The organism is Nocardiopsis prasina DSM 43845, from assembly GCF_000341265.1.
GTDB classification, from domain to species: domain Bacteria; phylum Actinomycetota; class Actinomycetes; order Streptosporangiales; family Streptosporangiaceae; genus Nocardiopsis; species Nocardiopsis prasina.
The window spans coordinates 96,713-111,133 of record NZ_ANAE01000110.1; the positions used below are offsets into that span (position 1 = coordinate 96,713).

The following is a 14,421-nucleotide window of genomic DNA, read 5'->3' on the forward strand; positions in this document are numbered from 1 at the left end:
CCCAGACGGGGTGGCCCGCCCTCCCTCACCCACCACCCGCCCCACACGACTCGGCGGACCCGGTCACCCACGGCCACCGGCCGGGGGTCCCGGTCACTGTCAGTCCTCGATCTGGTCGTCCATGGCCGTGGTCCGCTTGCGCGCGAGGAACGTCGCCGTGGCCCCGCCGCCGACCGCCACCACCGCGGCGGTGACCAGCGCCGCGAGGGAACTCCCGGTGGTGGCCAGCCGCTGGCTCGCCGCCGCCGTCTCCCGTTCCCCCTCGCCACGCTCCCCCTCACCGGGCGCGTCCGGCGCGATGTGGGTGGAGCCGATCGCCCAGGCGTCCGCGAAGTCCACCGCGAACGCCCGCGCCTGTTCGGGGTCGCCCACCTGGACCAACACCGAGAGCGAGGAGCGCACACCCTCGCCCTCCCAGTCCTCGTCCTCGTCGTCGAAGGCGTCGGAGCTGGCCACGAAGCGGACGCTGACGGGCACCTCGGCCAGCGTCCCACCCTTCTCGTCGAGGATCTCCAGGGTCTCCTCCACCAGGTGGTCTCCGTCGAAGTCCACCACCGGTTCGCCGAAGGCCGTCAGTTCCCCGTACTCGAAGGACGTCTCCGTCGCACCGTCGTAGGCCGCCGCAGCGCTGGTCCGCACGTCCCTGAGCGTGAACTCGACCGCGTTGGCGTCGGAGGAGACGGTCTCGGAATCCCCTTCGCCCAAGGCCACCACGTCCTCCTCGGTGGGCGTGGCGCCGGGCTCCTCCGAGGGGTCCTGGAAGGGCGTGTCCGGAGTGGGCCGGTCCGGTGAGCGGGGTCCCGGAGCGCCGGGCTCCCCTTCCTCGGCCGGACCGTCCCCGTCAGCTTCCCCAGCCGGCGGCTCGGTCTCCGCCTCCGGCACCTCCGAGGGGGTCTCCTCCGCCTCGGTGTCCGGGGGGTCGACCGGGTCGATCATGCCGAGGCCGATCAGGTCGTCGACACCGATCCGGACCGTCGCGCTCTCCACCACCGACTGGGCCAGGGCCCCCCTGTCGTTGACCAGGGTGCGGCTCTCCCCCTCGACCCGCGTGAACTCGGCCAGTGCTCCCGCGACGGGGTCGGCCCCGGCCTCGTCCTCGGTCTCACCGCCGAAGCTGATCGCGGTGGAGTACCCCGAGACGAGGTCGCCGTCGCCGACCCAGGCCTGTGCGTTGGCCCAGACCAGCTGGTCGGCCGAGGCGGGGAGCGCGGACACGACCCCGAGCGCGCCGAGGGCGGCGAAGAGGGCGCCACCCGCCAGGAGGCGGCGAGCGGACATTCTGGCGGGAGTCACCACAACACTCCTGTTGTTTCTGGGGGATGACCGGCCCTGGGGCCGGTCCCGCCCCGGCGCTGTCGCGGCGGAGCGGGGTGTTCCGACCGGCCTGGCGGCCGGGAGCGGTGTTCCGGGACGGGGTGTGTGCCCCTCGTCCGGTCGAGGTACGGATTCGGTGTGGAGTGCCGTGTGCGGGGCGGTCCACACGGCGAGCCTAGTCGCTTGATCACAAAACGGAAACCGTTCGGTCGACGCGGGGACGGTGGTGCGCGAGTTCCGGGGCGCCGGTGGCACACCCTTCTGAGCTGGCGGAACGCGGAACCGAAAGGAATGGCGCACCAGGAGGGCGTGGCAGGTGGGGGGCGTGGGGGGCATGCGTTCTCCGAGACCCGGCCGGGCGCGAGAATACGAAGCACCCCGTACGTCCTGATTTGTTGGGGTACGACGGGGTCACGGACTGCGGCTACGTTTGGGGCATGCTCGTCTGCGTACCAACAGGGCGCCGGAGCCGCGCCACCCGCGCTCTGGCCCTGCTCTCGCTCGCCGTCGTCTGGACCGCGGGCTGCTCGTCCCCGGCGGGCGGCGCACCCGGTACCGACCCGACGGCGGCACCTCCGCTGCCCGGTCCGGAGGACGGATCCGGCGCCGCGGGAGAGAGCGGATCACCCGCTGACGACGAGGCGGTTCCGCCCGGCGACGGCCCGCTCGGCGACCGCGTCGTGGTCATCGACCCGGGTCACAACGGGGGCAACGCCGACGCCCCGAGCGAGATCAACACACTTGTGCCCGCCGGACCCGGTGAGAAGGCCTGCGACACCGTCGGCGCCGAGAGCGTCAACGGCTACGCGGAACACGAGTTCAACTGGGACCTGTCACTGCTCGTCCAGGAACGGCTGGAGGCGGACGGCGCCACGGTGATCCTCACCCGCGAGGACAACGAGGGCGTGGGACCGTGCGTCAACGAGCGGGCCGAGATCGCCAACGAGAACGGCGCGGACGTCGCCCTGTCCATCCACGCGGACGGCGGCCCCGGTTCGGGGCGGGGCTTCCACGTCATCACCCCCGGTGAGGTGAGCGGCTTCACCGAGGAGATCGTCGAACCGTCCGCGCTCCTCGCAGAGGACATCCGCCGTGAGTACCTTGAGGGCAGCGAGGTCCCCTACGCCGACTACCTGGCGGAGGAGGGCCTGGACGAGCGCACGGACCTGGGCGGGCTGAACATGTCGACGGTTCCGAAGGTGTTCCTGGAGGCCGGGAACATGCGCAACGCGGAGGACGCCGAACTCCTGGAGGACCCGGATTGGCGTGAGCGCGCCGCCGACTCCATCGCCCGCGGGCTGGCCACCTACCTCCTGCGCGAGTAGGCGCGACCCCGGGCACGAACAGGGCGGGCCCCGGGGATCTCTCCCCGGGGCCCGCCCCGGCGCCGGTCGGACCGAACCGTCCGCGCCGCTCGTCTCACGCGGCCCGGCCGGTGTCGGAACCGGACCGGCTAGCCCTCGTTGGTCTCGGGGGCCTCTTCACCGCTCTTCTTCTTGCGACGCGCCAGGTAAGCGGCGGCGCCACCACCGGCGGCGATCGCGGCACCGGCCGCGATCAGACCGGCGATCGGCGAACCGGTCTTGGCCAGGGGCTGGGCGTCCTTGGCTTCCGTCTTCGGGACAGTGTCGGCGTCGCGCTCCTTGACCGGCGGGTTCTTGGCGTCGTCGTCGCCACCGTCGTCGCCGCCACCGTCGACCGAGCCGGTGGTGATGCCCGCGGCGCTCTCGGCGATCAGGAAGCCGGAGACGATCTCGTCGCCGACGCTGAAGGTGATGTACATGTCGGTGACGGCGTCGTTCCAGACGAACCCGGCGTCCTCGGTCTCGTAGACACCGCTGACGGGCTCGAGCGACACCTGGAGCTCGACGGTCTCGTCCTCGACCTGGGCCTGGAGCGTGGACGCGCCGAGGACCCCGGCGTCGAAGCCGTGGTTGACCGAGCCGTCCCAGCCCTGGCTGGTGGAGACGCTCGCACCGTTGATGGTGGCCTCGAGCAGGATCTCGCTGCCGTTGTCGACCAGTTCGGAGTTCTCCTCGTCGAGCTCGATGACGTCGGCGGAGGCCGTGGTGTTCTCGTTGTCCTCGTCGTCGTCACCGTCCTCGGCGGGGTCCGCGGGCTCGTCGGACGGCTGATCGGTGGGCTGCTCGGTCGGCTCGTCCGCGGGCTGGTCGGTTCCGCCGTGGTCCGGGACGTCGGTGTCACCCTCACCGTCACCGGCGTCCGGGGTGTCGTCACCCTCGGGGGCGTCGTCGTCGCCCTCGTCGTCGGCGTCCTCGTCGTCCTCGGAGTCCTCGGGGTCTTCGTCCGGGGTCTCCTCGTCCTCGTCCGAGTCGTCCTCGGGGTCGAGGATGCCGGGGAGGTCGGCCTCGGTGATGACGATGCGAGCGGTGTCCACGACGGCGGTACCGGTGGCCCCGCTGGAGTTCACGGTGGCGGTGGTGGTGCCCTCAACAGTCAGCCAGCTGCCGATGGCGCCGCTGAAGGAGTCCGAGACCGTCTGGTCCTTGGTGATGTAGGTCTGCGTGGGGCTGGAGGCGCCGAGGGCCGAGGCGTAGCCCCACCCGTAGGTGTCGGCGTGGGCGGGCGAGGCGGCGGCCAGGGTGAGGGCGCCCAGCGCGGCGAACGCGGCACCGCCCTGGAGCACGCGGCGCGCGGAGATTCGAGAAGCGTTCTTCAAGATCAATCCTCGTTTGGATCGTCCAGGCCCACATGGGTTGGGGCCAGGCCTGGCCTGGGCTTCCACCGCCGGAACACAAAGGCGGGAAGTCTCGGAACGCGGAATCACGGACCAGGGTCGAATGGGGGACGGCCAAGGCACACAGAAGCCTTTGACCTGCGAAAACAGAGAGCGCGCACGGTTTCGGCCCACAGAGGGCAAGAGCCGGAAGAACCGGCCGAGTGGCTTTCCATTCCCTACGGAGACAATACAGTCACCACAAAGATCAAATGCATGATCACTGATCTCAAAAGGGTCACGATGAATCTCCGAACGCACTGAGTAATCACTGTCGACAATTCCAGTAATTCTTTTTGATTCCGGTAAACCTTCACCGGGGTGGGGCGTCTTACAAGGAAGACGCGCCCGGGAGGACACCTGGTCAGGGCCGGAGTCCACGTCCGCACCCGGCCAGAACCACCGGTCGTATGGCATGCGCCACGTCCCCTCGGCATAATGCGAGCCATGAGTTCCCCCAGCCCTCGCGCACCCGCCGTTCGAGTCGCCGCGCGGCGGAGAACGCCTGCGGGCCGCCGCCCGCCGAACACCGGCGTCCGACCCGGCGGCCCCGAACGCACACGCGGACGCTTGATACCGCACCTACGAACCTCGTGAACTGCACAATGGGGACCATGCCTCTGACACCGGCGGACATCCGCAACAAGAAGTTCCACACGGTGCGTCTGCGCCCGGGCTACAACGAGGAGGACGTCGACGCGCTTCTCGACCGGATCGAGGCGACCCTGGTGGCGCTGGAGGGCGGTCCGCGTACGGGACCGCTGCTCACCGCGGACGAGATCCGCAACTCCCGGTTCCGCACCACCCGGATGAGCCCCGGCTACCGCGAGGACGAGGTGGACGACTTCCTCGACCTCGTCGTCGCCGACCTCGCCGGGCGCGGTCTGGGCCAGCCCGCGTCGCCGCCTCCCCTGCCTCCGCACCCGGGGCAGGCCGACCCCGCACAGCCCCCCGGCCAGGGCCAGGGGCAGGGCTACGCGGGCCCGAACCGGACCGACCCGCAATCCGGCGGCCCGGAGATGGCCCCCCGGGACATCAGGGAGAAGCGCTTCGCCACCACCCGGCTGACCACCGGCTACAACGAGCAGGAGGTGGACGACTTCCTGGACCGCGCCGAGTACAGCCTGGAGGTCCTCCTCCAGGGGAGACCGGACCGGGCCACGCTCACCTCCGCCGAGGTGGAGCGGGTCCAGTTCGCCACCACACGGGCCCGCCCCGGTTACGACCCGGCGCAGGTGGACCAGTTCCTGGACGAGCTCGCCGAGGAGTTCCGCCGCCACGAGCGCTCCTGAGCCCGGACACGCCGCCTCCGCCACACCACACAAAGGAAAGCGCAAAGTAATATTTGTGCACAGGGAGTAGTCATTCCCTGTCAAGGGCGGCCCGAGGGGAGCAGTATGCGACATTCCATGCCGTCTTGGGGTAGCTCCCCGACGAGCGCGGTCCAGGGGATTCCAGGCTGCACCACCATCCCCGGACCGTGGCCCGCGCACCGGCCCTCCCCGCACGGGCACGCGGGCGACCCGTATCCGACCGACGCCGACACCGACGAGGAGGTCGTCCCGGCTTCGGCGCACCCCTGGGAGAGACCGCTGCTCGCGCTCAGCGTGACGGTGACGCTGGCCCTGGCGATGGTGCTGTTGAGGCTGGTGTGGTCGGTGTCGGATTCCCTGCTGTGGACGGTGCTGGCACTGGCCGCGGTGCTGTTCGTGTGCTGGTCGGCACGTGGGCTCCGGTACGCCCGTGAGCGCGCGGAGTCGGTCCGGATGTCGCCCACCCAGTTCCCCGAGGCGTACCGGGTGGTGGTGTCGCTGGCGCAGGAGATGGGTCTGGCCCGCCCCCCGGAGGCGTACGTCCGCCCCGGACCGGTCTCGGCTCACGCCGACGCCGCCGCCCACGGCCTCCGGCGCTACCTGGTGTTGCCGGACGCCCTGCTCGACGACAGGGGCCTCCCGCGCGACCGGGAGGCCCTCGCCTTCCTCGTCGCCCACCAGATGGGTCACCTCGCCGCCGGGCACGCGGGTTACTGGAGGCGGGTGGCCACCCTCGGCGCGGACCTGGTCCCCGGCCTGGGCTCGGCGCTGTCCCGGGCCAGCGAGTACACGGCCGACAACCACGCGCACGCGCACGTTCCCGAGGGGGCCCACTCGGTGCGGCTCTTCGCCGGCGGCCCCACCCTGTACACGCGGGTGAACCTGGGCGAGATGGCCGCCCGCGCGCGCACGGACCGGGACTGCTCGCTGATGCTCTACCACCTGCTCTCGCGACGCCCGAGCAACACCCGCAGAATGGCCGCCCTGCGCGACCGCGACCGCCGCGGCCGGGTGTTCCTCTAGGAGCCGCCCCTGGCAGCCCTCCCGGGCGCCACCGCAGTGAACGGCCGGAGTAGCGGGGTCGCCCGACGGCGACGAGAGGACACTCCCCCACTGGAGGCGTTGGCGCGCGGCGATCGCGCCACAGGGCCCCGACCAGGGGGGTTCTCCACGAAAAGCGACCCGTGCCACCTCCCGAAGACTTGACTCGTTCGAACACCCGTTCGATACAGTGTCCCTTGTGAGTCTCCTGAACGACCAGATCGACGTCCGTTCCACCGACCGTGGACACCCCGCCAAGTTCACCTGGCGCGGCCACACCTTCCGCGTGCGCCGGATCATCGGCGACTGGCCCGCCCGGCCCGGGGCCCCGGGCGTACCGGCCACCCACATCCACCTGCTCCGCGTCTCGGCGGAGTCCGAGACCGGGCACCCCAGCATCATCGACATCTCCCGGGACGCCGCCTCGGACCGCTGGACCATGCGGCGCCAGTGGGGCTGACGGGCGCTCCGGGTAGGGCACCAACCGGGCCGCCCTGATCCGCGCGCCCAGGCTGCCGCGCTCAGATCAGTGGGTCGGTGCCGAAGAGCTCCAGCTCACGGCCGAGCCTGCGGTGGTCGTGCTGTGCGGTCATCTCGTTCCTCCCGGTGTGGGACGAGTGAACGCAGGACGAAGGCCCCGGGGCACTCGCCCCGGGGCCTGTCGAAAACTCGGTTCAGCGCGCCGGGACTGGTTCCGGCGTCGTCGTCACTGCGGCGCGCTGCATGTCGGTCACCGTATCAGCGCTCGTAGTACGGTTCACCGTCGTCGCCACGGGCCCAGCGGACACGTTCCAGGATGCGTTCGGCCATGGGCGGCATCTCGGACTCGGCGAACCAGTCCACGTCCAGGCTCTCGTCACCGTCGACCCGGGGCCTCCCGCCGACCGGACGGCACCGGAAGGCGAGGTCGAGGAACTGCACACGGTCGCCGTTGGGGTAGGTGTGCGGTTCCTGACCGATCACGGTGACCAGTCGGTCCACCTCGACCCGCACACCGGTCTCCTCCCACACCTCGCGGACCACCGCCTGGGCGGGCTGCTCCCCCGGTTCGAGGATGCCGCCGGGGGTGGCCCAGCGCCCGTCGTCGGAACGCTGGTGCAGGAGCACGCGCCCGTCGTCGTCGAGCACCACACCGGTCACCCCCACCAGGGGCAGGAGGGAGTGGCCGACGTGCTCACGCAGCTGGGTGACGAAGTCCGGAACGGGCATGGCACCGACACTAACGCCGAACCGGGCGGGTCCGGCTGATCAACCACGCCCACGGCGGAGTTCGGCGTACTCGTGGTCCAGGACCGACATCAGGACCGCGTCGTGCCAGGCGCCGTCCCAGCACAGGTGCTCACGCCACACTCCTTCGCGGACGAAACCCGACCTGGCGTAGGAGCGCTCGGCGCGGGTGTTGAAGGCGAACACCTCCAGGGCCACACGGTGCAGACCGGCCGTCTCGAAGGCGTACTCCAGGACCAGGTCGGTGGTCTCCGTTCCGAAGCCCTGGCCGGTGACCGCCATGGAGCCGAGGGCGATCCGGTAGTGCGCTTCCGCGTTGTCCGGGTCCAGGTCGATGAGCGCGCACTCCCCGAGGACCGCGCCGTCCGCCCGCGCGCGAATCACCCAGTCGGCCCGGTCGTGTCGGTGCTCGCGCGCCGTGAACACTCGGAGCAGCTCCTCGGCGTCGAACTCCCGGTGGGTGCCGGTGAGCCTGCGGACCTGCGGGTCCATGTCCACCAGGCCGGGGATGATCTCGTGCGCGTTGGCGGCGCCGAGCGGTTCGAGCCGGACCCGGTCACCGAGGAGGGAGGGCTGGTCGCGGAAGACGTCGGGAGGCACCATGATGGGAATCCAACCAGCGCCCCCACACGCGGGCAACGGGTTTTCGACGGGGGGTACGGTGGCGGCCGGTACGGGCACGGCGGGTCTGCACACCATCCGCGAGAACAACCTCCGGGCCGTGCTGCGGACCGTCCGCGCGCTCTCCCCGTGCTCGCGCGCCGCCGTCGCCACTGCCACAGGATTGAACAAGACCACCGTGTCCAGCCTGGTCGCCGACCTCATGGACCGTGGCCTGGTCAGGGAGACCGGGCAGACCCCGCAGGGGCGGGTGGGCCGCCCCGGTGTCCTGCTGGCCCTGGACGACCGCTCCGTGGCCGCGGTCGGCGTGGAGGTGAACGTCGACTACCTCTCGGTGGTGGCCGTGGACCTGGTCCACCGGGAACTGGTGCGAGGGCACGTGCCGCTGGACGCCCGTTCCGCCGGGGCACACGCCTGCGCGGACCGGATCGCGACCGCCCTGCGCGAGGTCACCGAGGAACCCGCGATGAAGGGCCGCACGGTGGTCGGGGTGAGCGTCGCGGTGCCCGGGCTGATCGACGCCCCCTCGGGCACGGTGACACGGGCTCCCAACCTGGACTGGCGGGACGTCCCGCTCCGCGACCTCCTGCGCACCAGGTTGGAGGGTTCGACTCTCGCGGAGGCCACCGTCCTGGTCGACAACGACGCCAACCTCGGCGCCATGGCCGAGTACCGGTTCGGTTCCCTCGCCGGTCTCGGCGACCTCGTGTACGTGACCGGTGAGGTGGGGATCGGCGCGGGCGTGCTGACCGGGGGAGAGCTGTTGAGAGGAGCGGGCGGTTTCGCCGGGGAGATCGGCCACCTTGAGCTGACCACCGACGGCCCGGAGTGCTCCTGCGGGCGACGGGGCTGCCTCGAGGCGTTGGCCGGGATCGGGGCGATCCTGCGCGCCGCCCTGCCCGACCTGGTCGGGGACCTCCCCCTGAACGGCGGGGACGTCGCGGACCTGGTCGACACCGTGGTGGCCCGCGCGTCGGCGGCCGACCCGACCGCCGTCGAGGCCCTGGAACGGGCCGGAACCTGGTTGGGACGCGGGGTGGCGACCCTGGTGAACGTGGTCAACCCCGGGGCCGTGGTGGTGGGCGGGTACTTCGTGCCGATGGCCCCGTGGCTGCTCCCCGCCTGCCGGGTGCAGGCCCGGGCCCGGTCCTTCGCCCCCGAGGCGGGCGGGTGCCGGGTGGAGCCCTCCGACCTCGGCATGAGCGCCGCGTCACGGGGTGGCGCCGCCGTGATGATCCACGGCCTGGACGCGGGTGAGCTGCCGCTGCCGTAGGCGGAGGCGCGGGGGCGTTCGAGCCCCCTCCCCTGCGGGCTCCCTGCGCCCGGTCGCTTCGCTGGAGCCCGACCGGCTCGTGCTGTGCCCCGCCCTCCACCACGACGGCCCCTGGGCCCGTTGGACGCTCGGCAGTCCGCCCCCGGTGATCCGAGCCGACCCCGACCACGCGTGCGGGATACCCAGGCTGGACGAAACGACCCGTTGACAATTAGTTGTGGCTCTAGACAAACTGGCCGGGTCCGATGCCCTCCACGGACCGACCCCCAGGAGCACACATGACCGAACTCCGCCCCACACCCGAGGACCGCTTCACCTTCGGCCTGTGGACCGTGGGCTGGCGCGGCGTCAACACCTTCGGCGACCCGGTCCGCCCGGTCCTCGACCCGGTGGACGCCGTGCACCGCCTCGCGGACCTCGGTGCCTACGGCATCACCTTCCACGACGACGACCTCGTCCCGCCGGGCAGCACCTCCGGTGAACGGGACGAGATCCTCCAGCGCTTCCGGGGTGCGCTCGACGAGACCGGGCTGCGGGTGCCGATGGTCACCACCAACCTGTTCAGCCACCCGGTCTTCCGGGACGGCGGATTCACCTCCAACAGCCGGGACGTGCGCCGCTACGCGCTGCGCAAGGTCATCCGCAACATCGACCTCGCGGTCTCCCTCGGCGCGCGGACCTTCGTGTGCTGGGGCGGCCAGGACGGCGCCGAGACCGAGGCGGGCAAGGACCACCGCGCGGCCCTGGACCGCCTGCGCGAGGCCTTCGACCTCCTGTGCTCGTACGTGCTGGAACAGGGGTACGACCTGCGCTTCGCCATCGAACCCAAGCCCAACGAACCACGCGGCGACGTGCTGCTGCCCACGGTCGGCCACGCCCTCGCCTTCATCGAACGGCTGGCCCACCCGGAGATGGTGGGGGTCAACCCGGAGGTCGGCCACGAGCAGATGGCCGGTCTGAACTTCGCGCACGGGGTCGCCCAAGCGCTGTGGGCGGACAAGCTCTTCCACATCGACCTCAACGGACAGCGCGGCGTCAAGTACGACCAGGACCTGCGCTTCGGCGCGGGCGACGTCAAAGAGGCCTTCTTCCTCGTCGACCTGCTGGAGCGGTCCGGGTACGAGGGTCCGCGGCACTTCGACTTCAAGCCGCCCCGCACCGAGGACGTGTCCGGGGTGTGGGAGTCAGCGGCGGGCTGCATGCGCAACTACCTGATCCTCAAGGAGAGGGCCGCCGCCTTCCGCGCCGACCCGGAGGTGGCCGCCGCGCTGGCCGAGTCCCGGGTCGCCGAGCTGTCCGAACCCACGCTCTCGCACGGGGAGAGCGTGAAGGACCTGCTCGGGGAGGAGCTGGACCTGGAGGCGGTGGGACCGCGCGGGTACCACTTCGAGCGGCTGGACCAGCTCGCCCTGGACCACCTCTTCGGCGTGCGCTGACAGGGGGCGCCCCCGGCGGACGGGGGACGTTCGCCGGGGGCGCGGGGGGCTCGGAGTCATCCGAGCGGTCTCAGATCAGCCGCCGACAGTCCCCGGGGCCTCGTCCTGGACGGCGGCGCGCTCGTCGTAGAGCCGCGCGAAGTCCCGCGCCCGCTGGCGGTAGCGCTTCGTCCAGGGTCCGAGGAAGAGCAGGTACGCGACGAACAGCAAGGTGAACGCCGCGGTGAAGAAGAAGTCGCGATCCATGCCGCTGAGCAGGTAGTTCATGATCGTCAGCGCACCGAACATCACCAGTCCGACCGCGCTCAGCACGTTGACGGTCTTCGGGGAGTTGATCTTCGCCTCCGCCTGGGCGGCGACCACCCGCGCGATCCGGTTGACCTCGTCCCGCTCGTGGAGACCGCCACGGCGCAGCTGACGCTTGGCCTCCAGCAGGTCCACCGGGTCAGTGTCCGGATGCAGGGTCGAGGTGCCGAGGGTCCGGCGCAGGAACTTGGGCATCAGCCACACCATCAGGGCGCCGATGACCACGACGGGGGCTGCCGCACCGAGGAGGACCGGGACGAACGCCGTCCAGTCGTCGAGCAGGATCACGCAGAGGACGAGTGGCGGGAGCAGCGCCAGGAAAAGGACGACCGACATGGCCCTGACGGCGTAGGCACGCGGGTTGTTCTGCGCGTAGACCTGCATCTGACCGAACAGGGCCCTGGGATGTCGGCGAGCGGACCGGGGGTGAGTCGTGTGCTCGTTCATGCCGAACCCACTACCCGGAATTCTCGTTACCAATCCGAGACCCCTTGGTGGGGCCCCGATGACTGACCGTCGCGCGCCCCGTGGCGGCGAAGGCCTCGACCACGGCCCGGGCTCTCCGCTTGGACTTGATCTCCTCGGGAACGGCCAGGGTCACCAGGACCACCACGAAGACGCCCACCGCGAGGAAGAACGTGGACGCGGCGCCCCAGAAGCCGAGGGAGGCGTACCGGTCGAGGGACAGGAACAGGTTGAACCCGGCCAGGACGCACAGTCCCAGCGTCATCGGCCACATCCGCTGGCCCCGGACCTGGGCGGCCAGAGCCGCGGCGATCCGGTCGACGGCGGGGACGCCGGTCAGCGTTCCCGAGCGGAGTACCCTTCTCGCGGCGCGCAGGTCGGCGGGACGGGTGTCAGTGGGGAGTTCGACCCTGGACGGTGCCAGGTTCAGGAGAGCGGTGAGCCCGACCACGAAGAGCGGGAGGACCACGACCCCTCCGAACAGGGCCAGGGTGATGCGAGCGGCCGCGGGGAGATCGAGGGTGAAGACGAAGCCCAGGAGGGCGGTCAGGAGAAAGAGCAGCGCGAAGCTGATCCCGGCCACACGTACGGCGTGACGCGGATCGTTCAGGGCGCGGACCTGGAAGCGGAGGGGGTCGAGGAGCCGACGGGGGGACCTGGGGGAGGGATGTGCGTCGTTGATGGCTCCATTGTCCCCCAGAGAACGGGGACGCACGGAGTTGTCCACAGGGCGATGACACCGCACCGCTTCGGGGCGGTCATGGCCGGGCGACACCCGATCCTCTCCGGGCAGGGCACCGCGCCTGCCGGAGGAGGGCACGGGAGAGGAGGGGCGTCAGCGGCTGTCACGGTCCCGGGAGGGGATCCACGGAACCCTGTGGACCACTAACCGGCCTGGCGTTTGGCCTCCAGGGCCTCCATCGCCGCGACGGCGGTGGCGACGGTCTGGTGGACCGGAACCTGCCGGTGCAGGCCGACCAGTCGGACGACCTTGGTGACGCGTTCGTTCAAAGCCGCCAGAGACAGGGAACCGTCCAGCTCACGGACGTTCCGATAGGCGTTGATGATGACGTTCAGCCCGCTGGAGTCCATGAAGTCCAGGGCGGACAGATCCAGGATCAGCCACGGACCGTGGTCCTCGATCGCGGTCTTGATGTGTTCCTGGAGGTCGGCGGCGGTCGCGATGTCGAGTTCTCCCTCGATCGCGACGATGACGCTGCGGCTCTCGAACCGCGTGCTCAGTCCAAGCCTGTGCACGTTCACTCCTCCCGGCCCCACGTTCAGATGGTGAGGGGTCCCTCGCTTAACCATACGCAGCCCGACCGGGAACGACTACCGGTCCCGGCTCCACTCCCACAGAGCCGGTCCGGTGAGGGGAGACACTTGCGCGCCCGAGCGGCCTGGTAAGTCGTTGGACACACACGGTATAAGCGAACCGCTCCCACGGGAATGGCATCGGGGAAGAAATTTTCGCCTCATGGGCAAGAACCCCCTCCCCCGACGGCGACACCTCCCGTTCACCCTGGGTCATATCACGACATGGAACCCGGTCTTGCTTCGTGCCCGTCAGGCGTCGTCACCGTCATTCGAGGGCCGGTCACGGCCGGTTCGTCCCTCCGAGTCGTCGTCACCCTGAGTGAAGGAGTCCAGCAGGGACCGCGCGGCCAGGGTGGCGGTGGTCTCACCCGAACGCACCCGCGACTCCATCGTGGGGATGAGGTCGGCCACATCCGCGTCCCGCAGGAACGTGTCCATGAGCTGGTCCCGCACCTGGTCCCACATCCAGCTCACGCCCTGGGCGCTGCGACGGTCGGCGAGGGCTCCGTCGCGCTCCAGCACGCGCCGGTGTTCGAGAACTGTCTCCCACACCTCGTCCAGCCCGTCGCCGGTCAGTCCGCTGCACGTCATCACCGGTGGGCGCCACTCGGGGTGGACCGGCTGGAGCAGGCGCAGGGCGCGGGAGAGCTCCCGGCCGGCCTTGCGGGCGTCGTCGGCGTGCGGGCCGTCGGCCTTGTTGACCGCGACCACGTCCACGAGTTCCAGGACGCCCTTCTTGATGCCCTGGAGCTGGTCACCGGTGCGGGCCAGCGTGAGGAACAGGAAGCAGTCCACCATGGCGGCGACGGTGACCTCGGACTGGCCCACCCCCACGGTCTCGACCAGGACCACGTCGAACCCGGCCGCCTCCATGAGCAGCATGGTCTCCCTGGTCGCGCGTGCCACCCCGCCGAGGGTGCCCGCCGTGGGAGAGGGCCGGATGAAGGCGTCGGGGTCCACCGCGAGGTCGGCCATGCGGGTCTTGTCGCCCAGGATGCTGCCGCCGGTGCGGGTGGAGGACGGGTCGACCGCGAGCACGGCCACCCGGTGTCCGCGCGAGGTGAGCCGGGTGCCGAGCGCGTCGATGAAGGTCGACTTGCCCACGCCGGGCACCCCGGTGATGCCCACCCGCTGGGCCTTGCCCGTGTGCGGGAGCAGGCGCACCAACAGCTCCTGCGCGGCGCGCGCGTGGTCCGGGCGGCGCGACTCCACGAGGGTGATCGCCCTGGCCAGGGTGGGCCGGTGCCCGGACAGCACCCCCTCCGCCAGGGCGTCCACGTCCACCGGACGCCTCCCACGCACTGCCACGTCCACTCCCCCTCCCGGCCGGAACCCGACCGCTCGCACTCCGGCCGGGCCGCTGCGGCCCGC

Annotated in this window: 14 protein-coding genes; 6 read left to right on the plus strand and 8 right to left on the minus strand. The window is 71.0% G+C overall.

The annotated features are described in order from the left end of the window. Positions 1–99 precede the first annotated feature (99 nt). Positions 100–1,278, minus strand: a complete 1,179-nt coding sequence (locus D452_RS0111140) for a hypothetical protein (protein WP_017544228.1) — start codon at positions 1,276–1,278, stop codon at positions 100–102. A 473-nt stretch (positions 1,279–1,751) separates the two neighbouring features. On the opposite strand from D452_RS0111140, the gene D452_RS0111145 reads away from it, so the two are divergent. Next, positions 1,752–2,639, plus strand: coding sequence for an N-acetylmuramoyl-L-alanine amidase (locus D452_RS0111145; protein ID WP_017544229.1), 888 nt, complete (start codon positions 1,752–1,754; stop codon positions 2,637–2,639). Positions 2,640–2,767: 128 nt separating this feature from the next. Here the strand turns inward: D452_RS0111145 and D452_RS0111150 are convergent, their stop codons facing one another. Beyond that, positions 2,768–3,994 (minus strand): LPXTG cell wall anchor domain-containing protein, encoded by a 1,227-nt coding sequence (locus D452_RS0111150; RefSeq protein ID WP_239646368.1) that lies wholly within the window; start codon positions 3,992–3,994, stop codon positions 2,768–2,770. A 662-nt stretch (positions 3,995–4,656) separates the two neighbouring features. Here D452_RS0111150 and D452_RS0111155 point away from each other — a divergent pair. The 3 genes from D452_RS0111155 to D452_RS0111165 all read left to right on the plus strand — a co-directional run bounded on the left by D452_RS0111155 (position 4,657) and on the right by D452_RS0111165 (position 6,865). After that, the gene (locus tag D452_RS0111155; RefSeq protein ID WP_026129197.1) at positions 4,657–5,343 is read left to right on the plus strand and encodes a DivIVA domain-containing protein; all 687 of its coding nucleotides are present in this window, start codon (positions 4,657–4,659) and stop codon (positions 5,341–5,343) included. A gap of 117 nt (positions 5,344–5,460) precedes the next feature. Further along, positions 5,461–6,387 carry a M48 family metallopeptidase gene (locus D452_RS0111160; protein WP_017544231.1) on the plus strand — a complete coding sequence of 309 codons (927 nt, stop codon included), beginning with the start codon at positions 5,461–5,463 and terminating at the stop codon, positions 6,385–6,387. A 217-nt stretch (positions 6,388–6,604) separates the two neighbouring features. Then, positions 6,605–6,865, plus strand: coding sequence for a DUF6504 family protein (locus tag D452_RS0111165; protein WP_017544232.1), 261 nt, complete (start codon positions 6,605–6,607; stop codon positions 6,863–6,865). 278 nt (positions 6,866–7,143) lie between these two features. Here D452_RS0111165 and D452_RS0111170 read toward each other — a convergent pair whose 3' ends face one another. Continuing rightward, on the minus strand, positions 7,144–7,614 hold the full coding sequence (locus tag D452_RS0111170) for an NUDIX hydrolase (protein ID WP_017544233.1): 471 nt from the start codon (positions 7,612–7,614) through the stop codon (positions 7,144–7,146). Positions 7,615–7,653: 39 nt separating this feature from the next. Then, a complete protein-coding gene (locus D452_RS0111175; protein ID WP_017544234.1) occupies positions 7,654–8,235 on the minus strand; it encodes a GNAT family N-acetyltransferase in 582 nt (193 codons plus the stop codon). Between the two features lie 58 nt (positions 8,236–8,293). Between D452_RS0111175 and D452_RS0111180 the strand changes: the two genes are divergently transcribed. Next, complete coding sequence (locus D452_RS0111180) at positions 8,294–9,526, plus strand: ROK family transcriptional regulator (protein ID WP_017544235.1); 1,233 nt, start codon at positions 8,294–8,296, stop codon at positions 9,524–9,526. Positions 9,527–9,804: 278 nt separating this feature from the next. Further along, positions 9,805–10,962 carry a xylose isomerase gene (gene xylA, locus D452_RS0111185; RefSeq protein ID WP_017544236.1) on the plus strand — a complete coding sequence of 386 codons (1,158 nt, stop codon included), beginning with the start codon at positions 9,805–9,807 and terminating at the stop codon, positions 10,960–10,962. Between the two features lie 75 nt (positions 10,963–11,037). On the opposite strand, the gene D452_RS0111190 is transcribed toward xylA, so the two are convergent. From D452_RS0111190 to meaB, 4 genes are all read right to left on the minus strand, one after another. Further along, positions 11,038–11,715 carry a hypothetical protein gene (locus D452_RS0111190; RefSeq protein ID WP_017544237.1) on the minus strand — a complete coding sequence of 226 codons (678 nt, stop codon included), beginning with the start codon at positions 11,713–11,715 and terminating at the stop codon, positions 11,038–11,040. 10 nt (positions 11,716–11,725) lie between these two features. Further along, entirely contained in the window at positions 11,726–12,316 is a 591-nt protein-coding gene (locus D452_RS0111195; protein WP_152498567.1) for a hypothetical protein, read from the minus strand. Positions 12,317–12,618: 302 nt separating this feature from the next. Beyond that, entirely contained in the window at positions 12,619–12,990 is a 372-nt protein-coding gene (locus D452_RS0111200; protein ID WP_017544239.1) for an STAS domain-containing protein, read from the minus strand. 309 nt (positions 12,991–13,299) lie between these two features. Continuing rightward, complete coding sequence (meaB, locus tag D452_RS0111205) at positions 13,300–14,364, minus strand: methylmalonyl Co-A mutase-associated GTPase MeaB (protein ID WP_026129198.1); 1,065 nt, start codon at positions 14,362–14,364, stop codon at positions 13,300–13,302. Positions 14,365–14,421: the final 57 nt, after the last annotated feature.

What these genes read in the sequence shown, in the direction of transcription:
- D452_RS0111190 (WP_017544237.1), bottom strand. Translation starts at nt 11,715, where the DNA reads ATGAACGAGCACACGACTCACCCCCGGTCCGCTCGCCGACATCCCAGG.
- D452_RS0111160 (WP_017544231.1), top strand. Translation starts at nt 5,461, where the DNA reads ATGCCGTCTTGGGGTAGCTCCCCGACGAGCGCGGTCCAGGGGATTCCA.
- D452_RS0111145 (WP_017544229.1), top strand. Translation starts at nt 1,752, where the DNA reads ATGCTCGTCTGCGTACCAACAGGGCGCCGGAGCCGCGCCACCCGCGCT.
- xylA (WP_017544236.1), top strand. Translation starts at nt 9,805, where the DNA reads ATGACCGAACTCCGCCCCACACCCGAGGACCGCTTCACCTTCGGCCTG.
- D452_RS0111170 (WP_017544233.1), bottom strand. Translation starts at nt 7,614, where the DNA reads ATGCCCGTTCCGGACTTCGTCACCCAGCTGCGTGAGCACGTCGGCCAC.
- D452_RS0111155 (WP_026129197.1), top strand. Translation starts at nt 4,657, where the DNA reads ATGGGGACCATGCCTCTGACACCGGCGGACATCCGCAACAAGAAGTTC.
- D452_RS0111140 (WP_017544228.1), bottom strand. Translation starts at nt 1,278, where the DNA reads ATGTCCGCTCGCCGCCTCCTGGCGGGTGGCGCCCTCTTCGCCGCCCTC.
- D452_RS0111175 (WP_017544234.1), bottom strand. Translation starts at nt 8,235, where the DNA reads ATGGTGCCTCCCGACGTCTTCCGCGACCAGCCCTCCCTCCTCGGTGAC.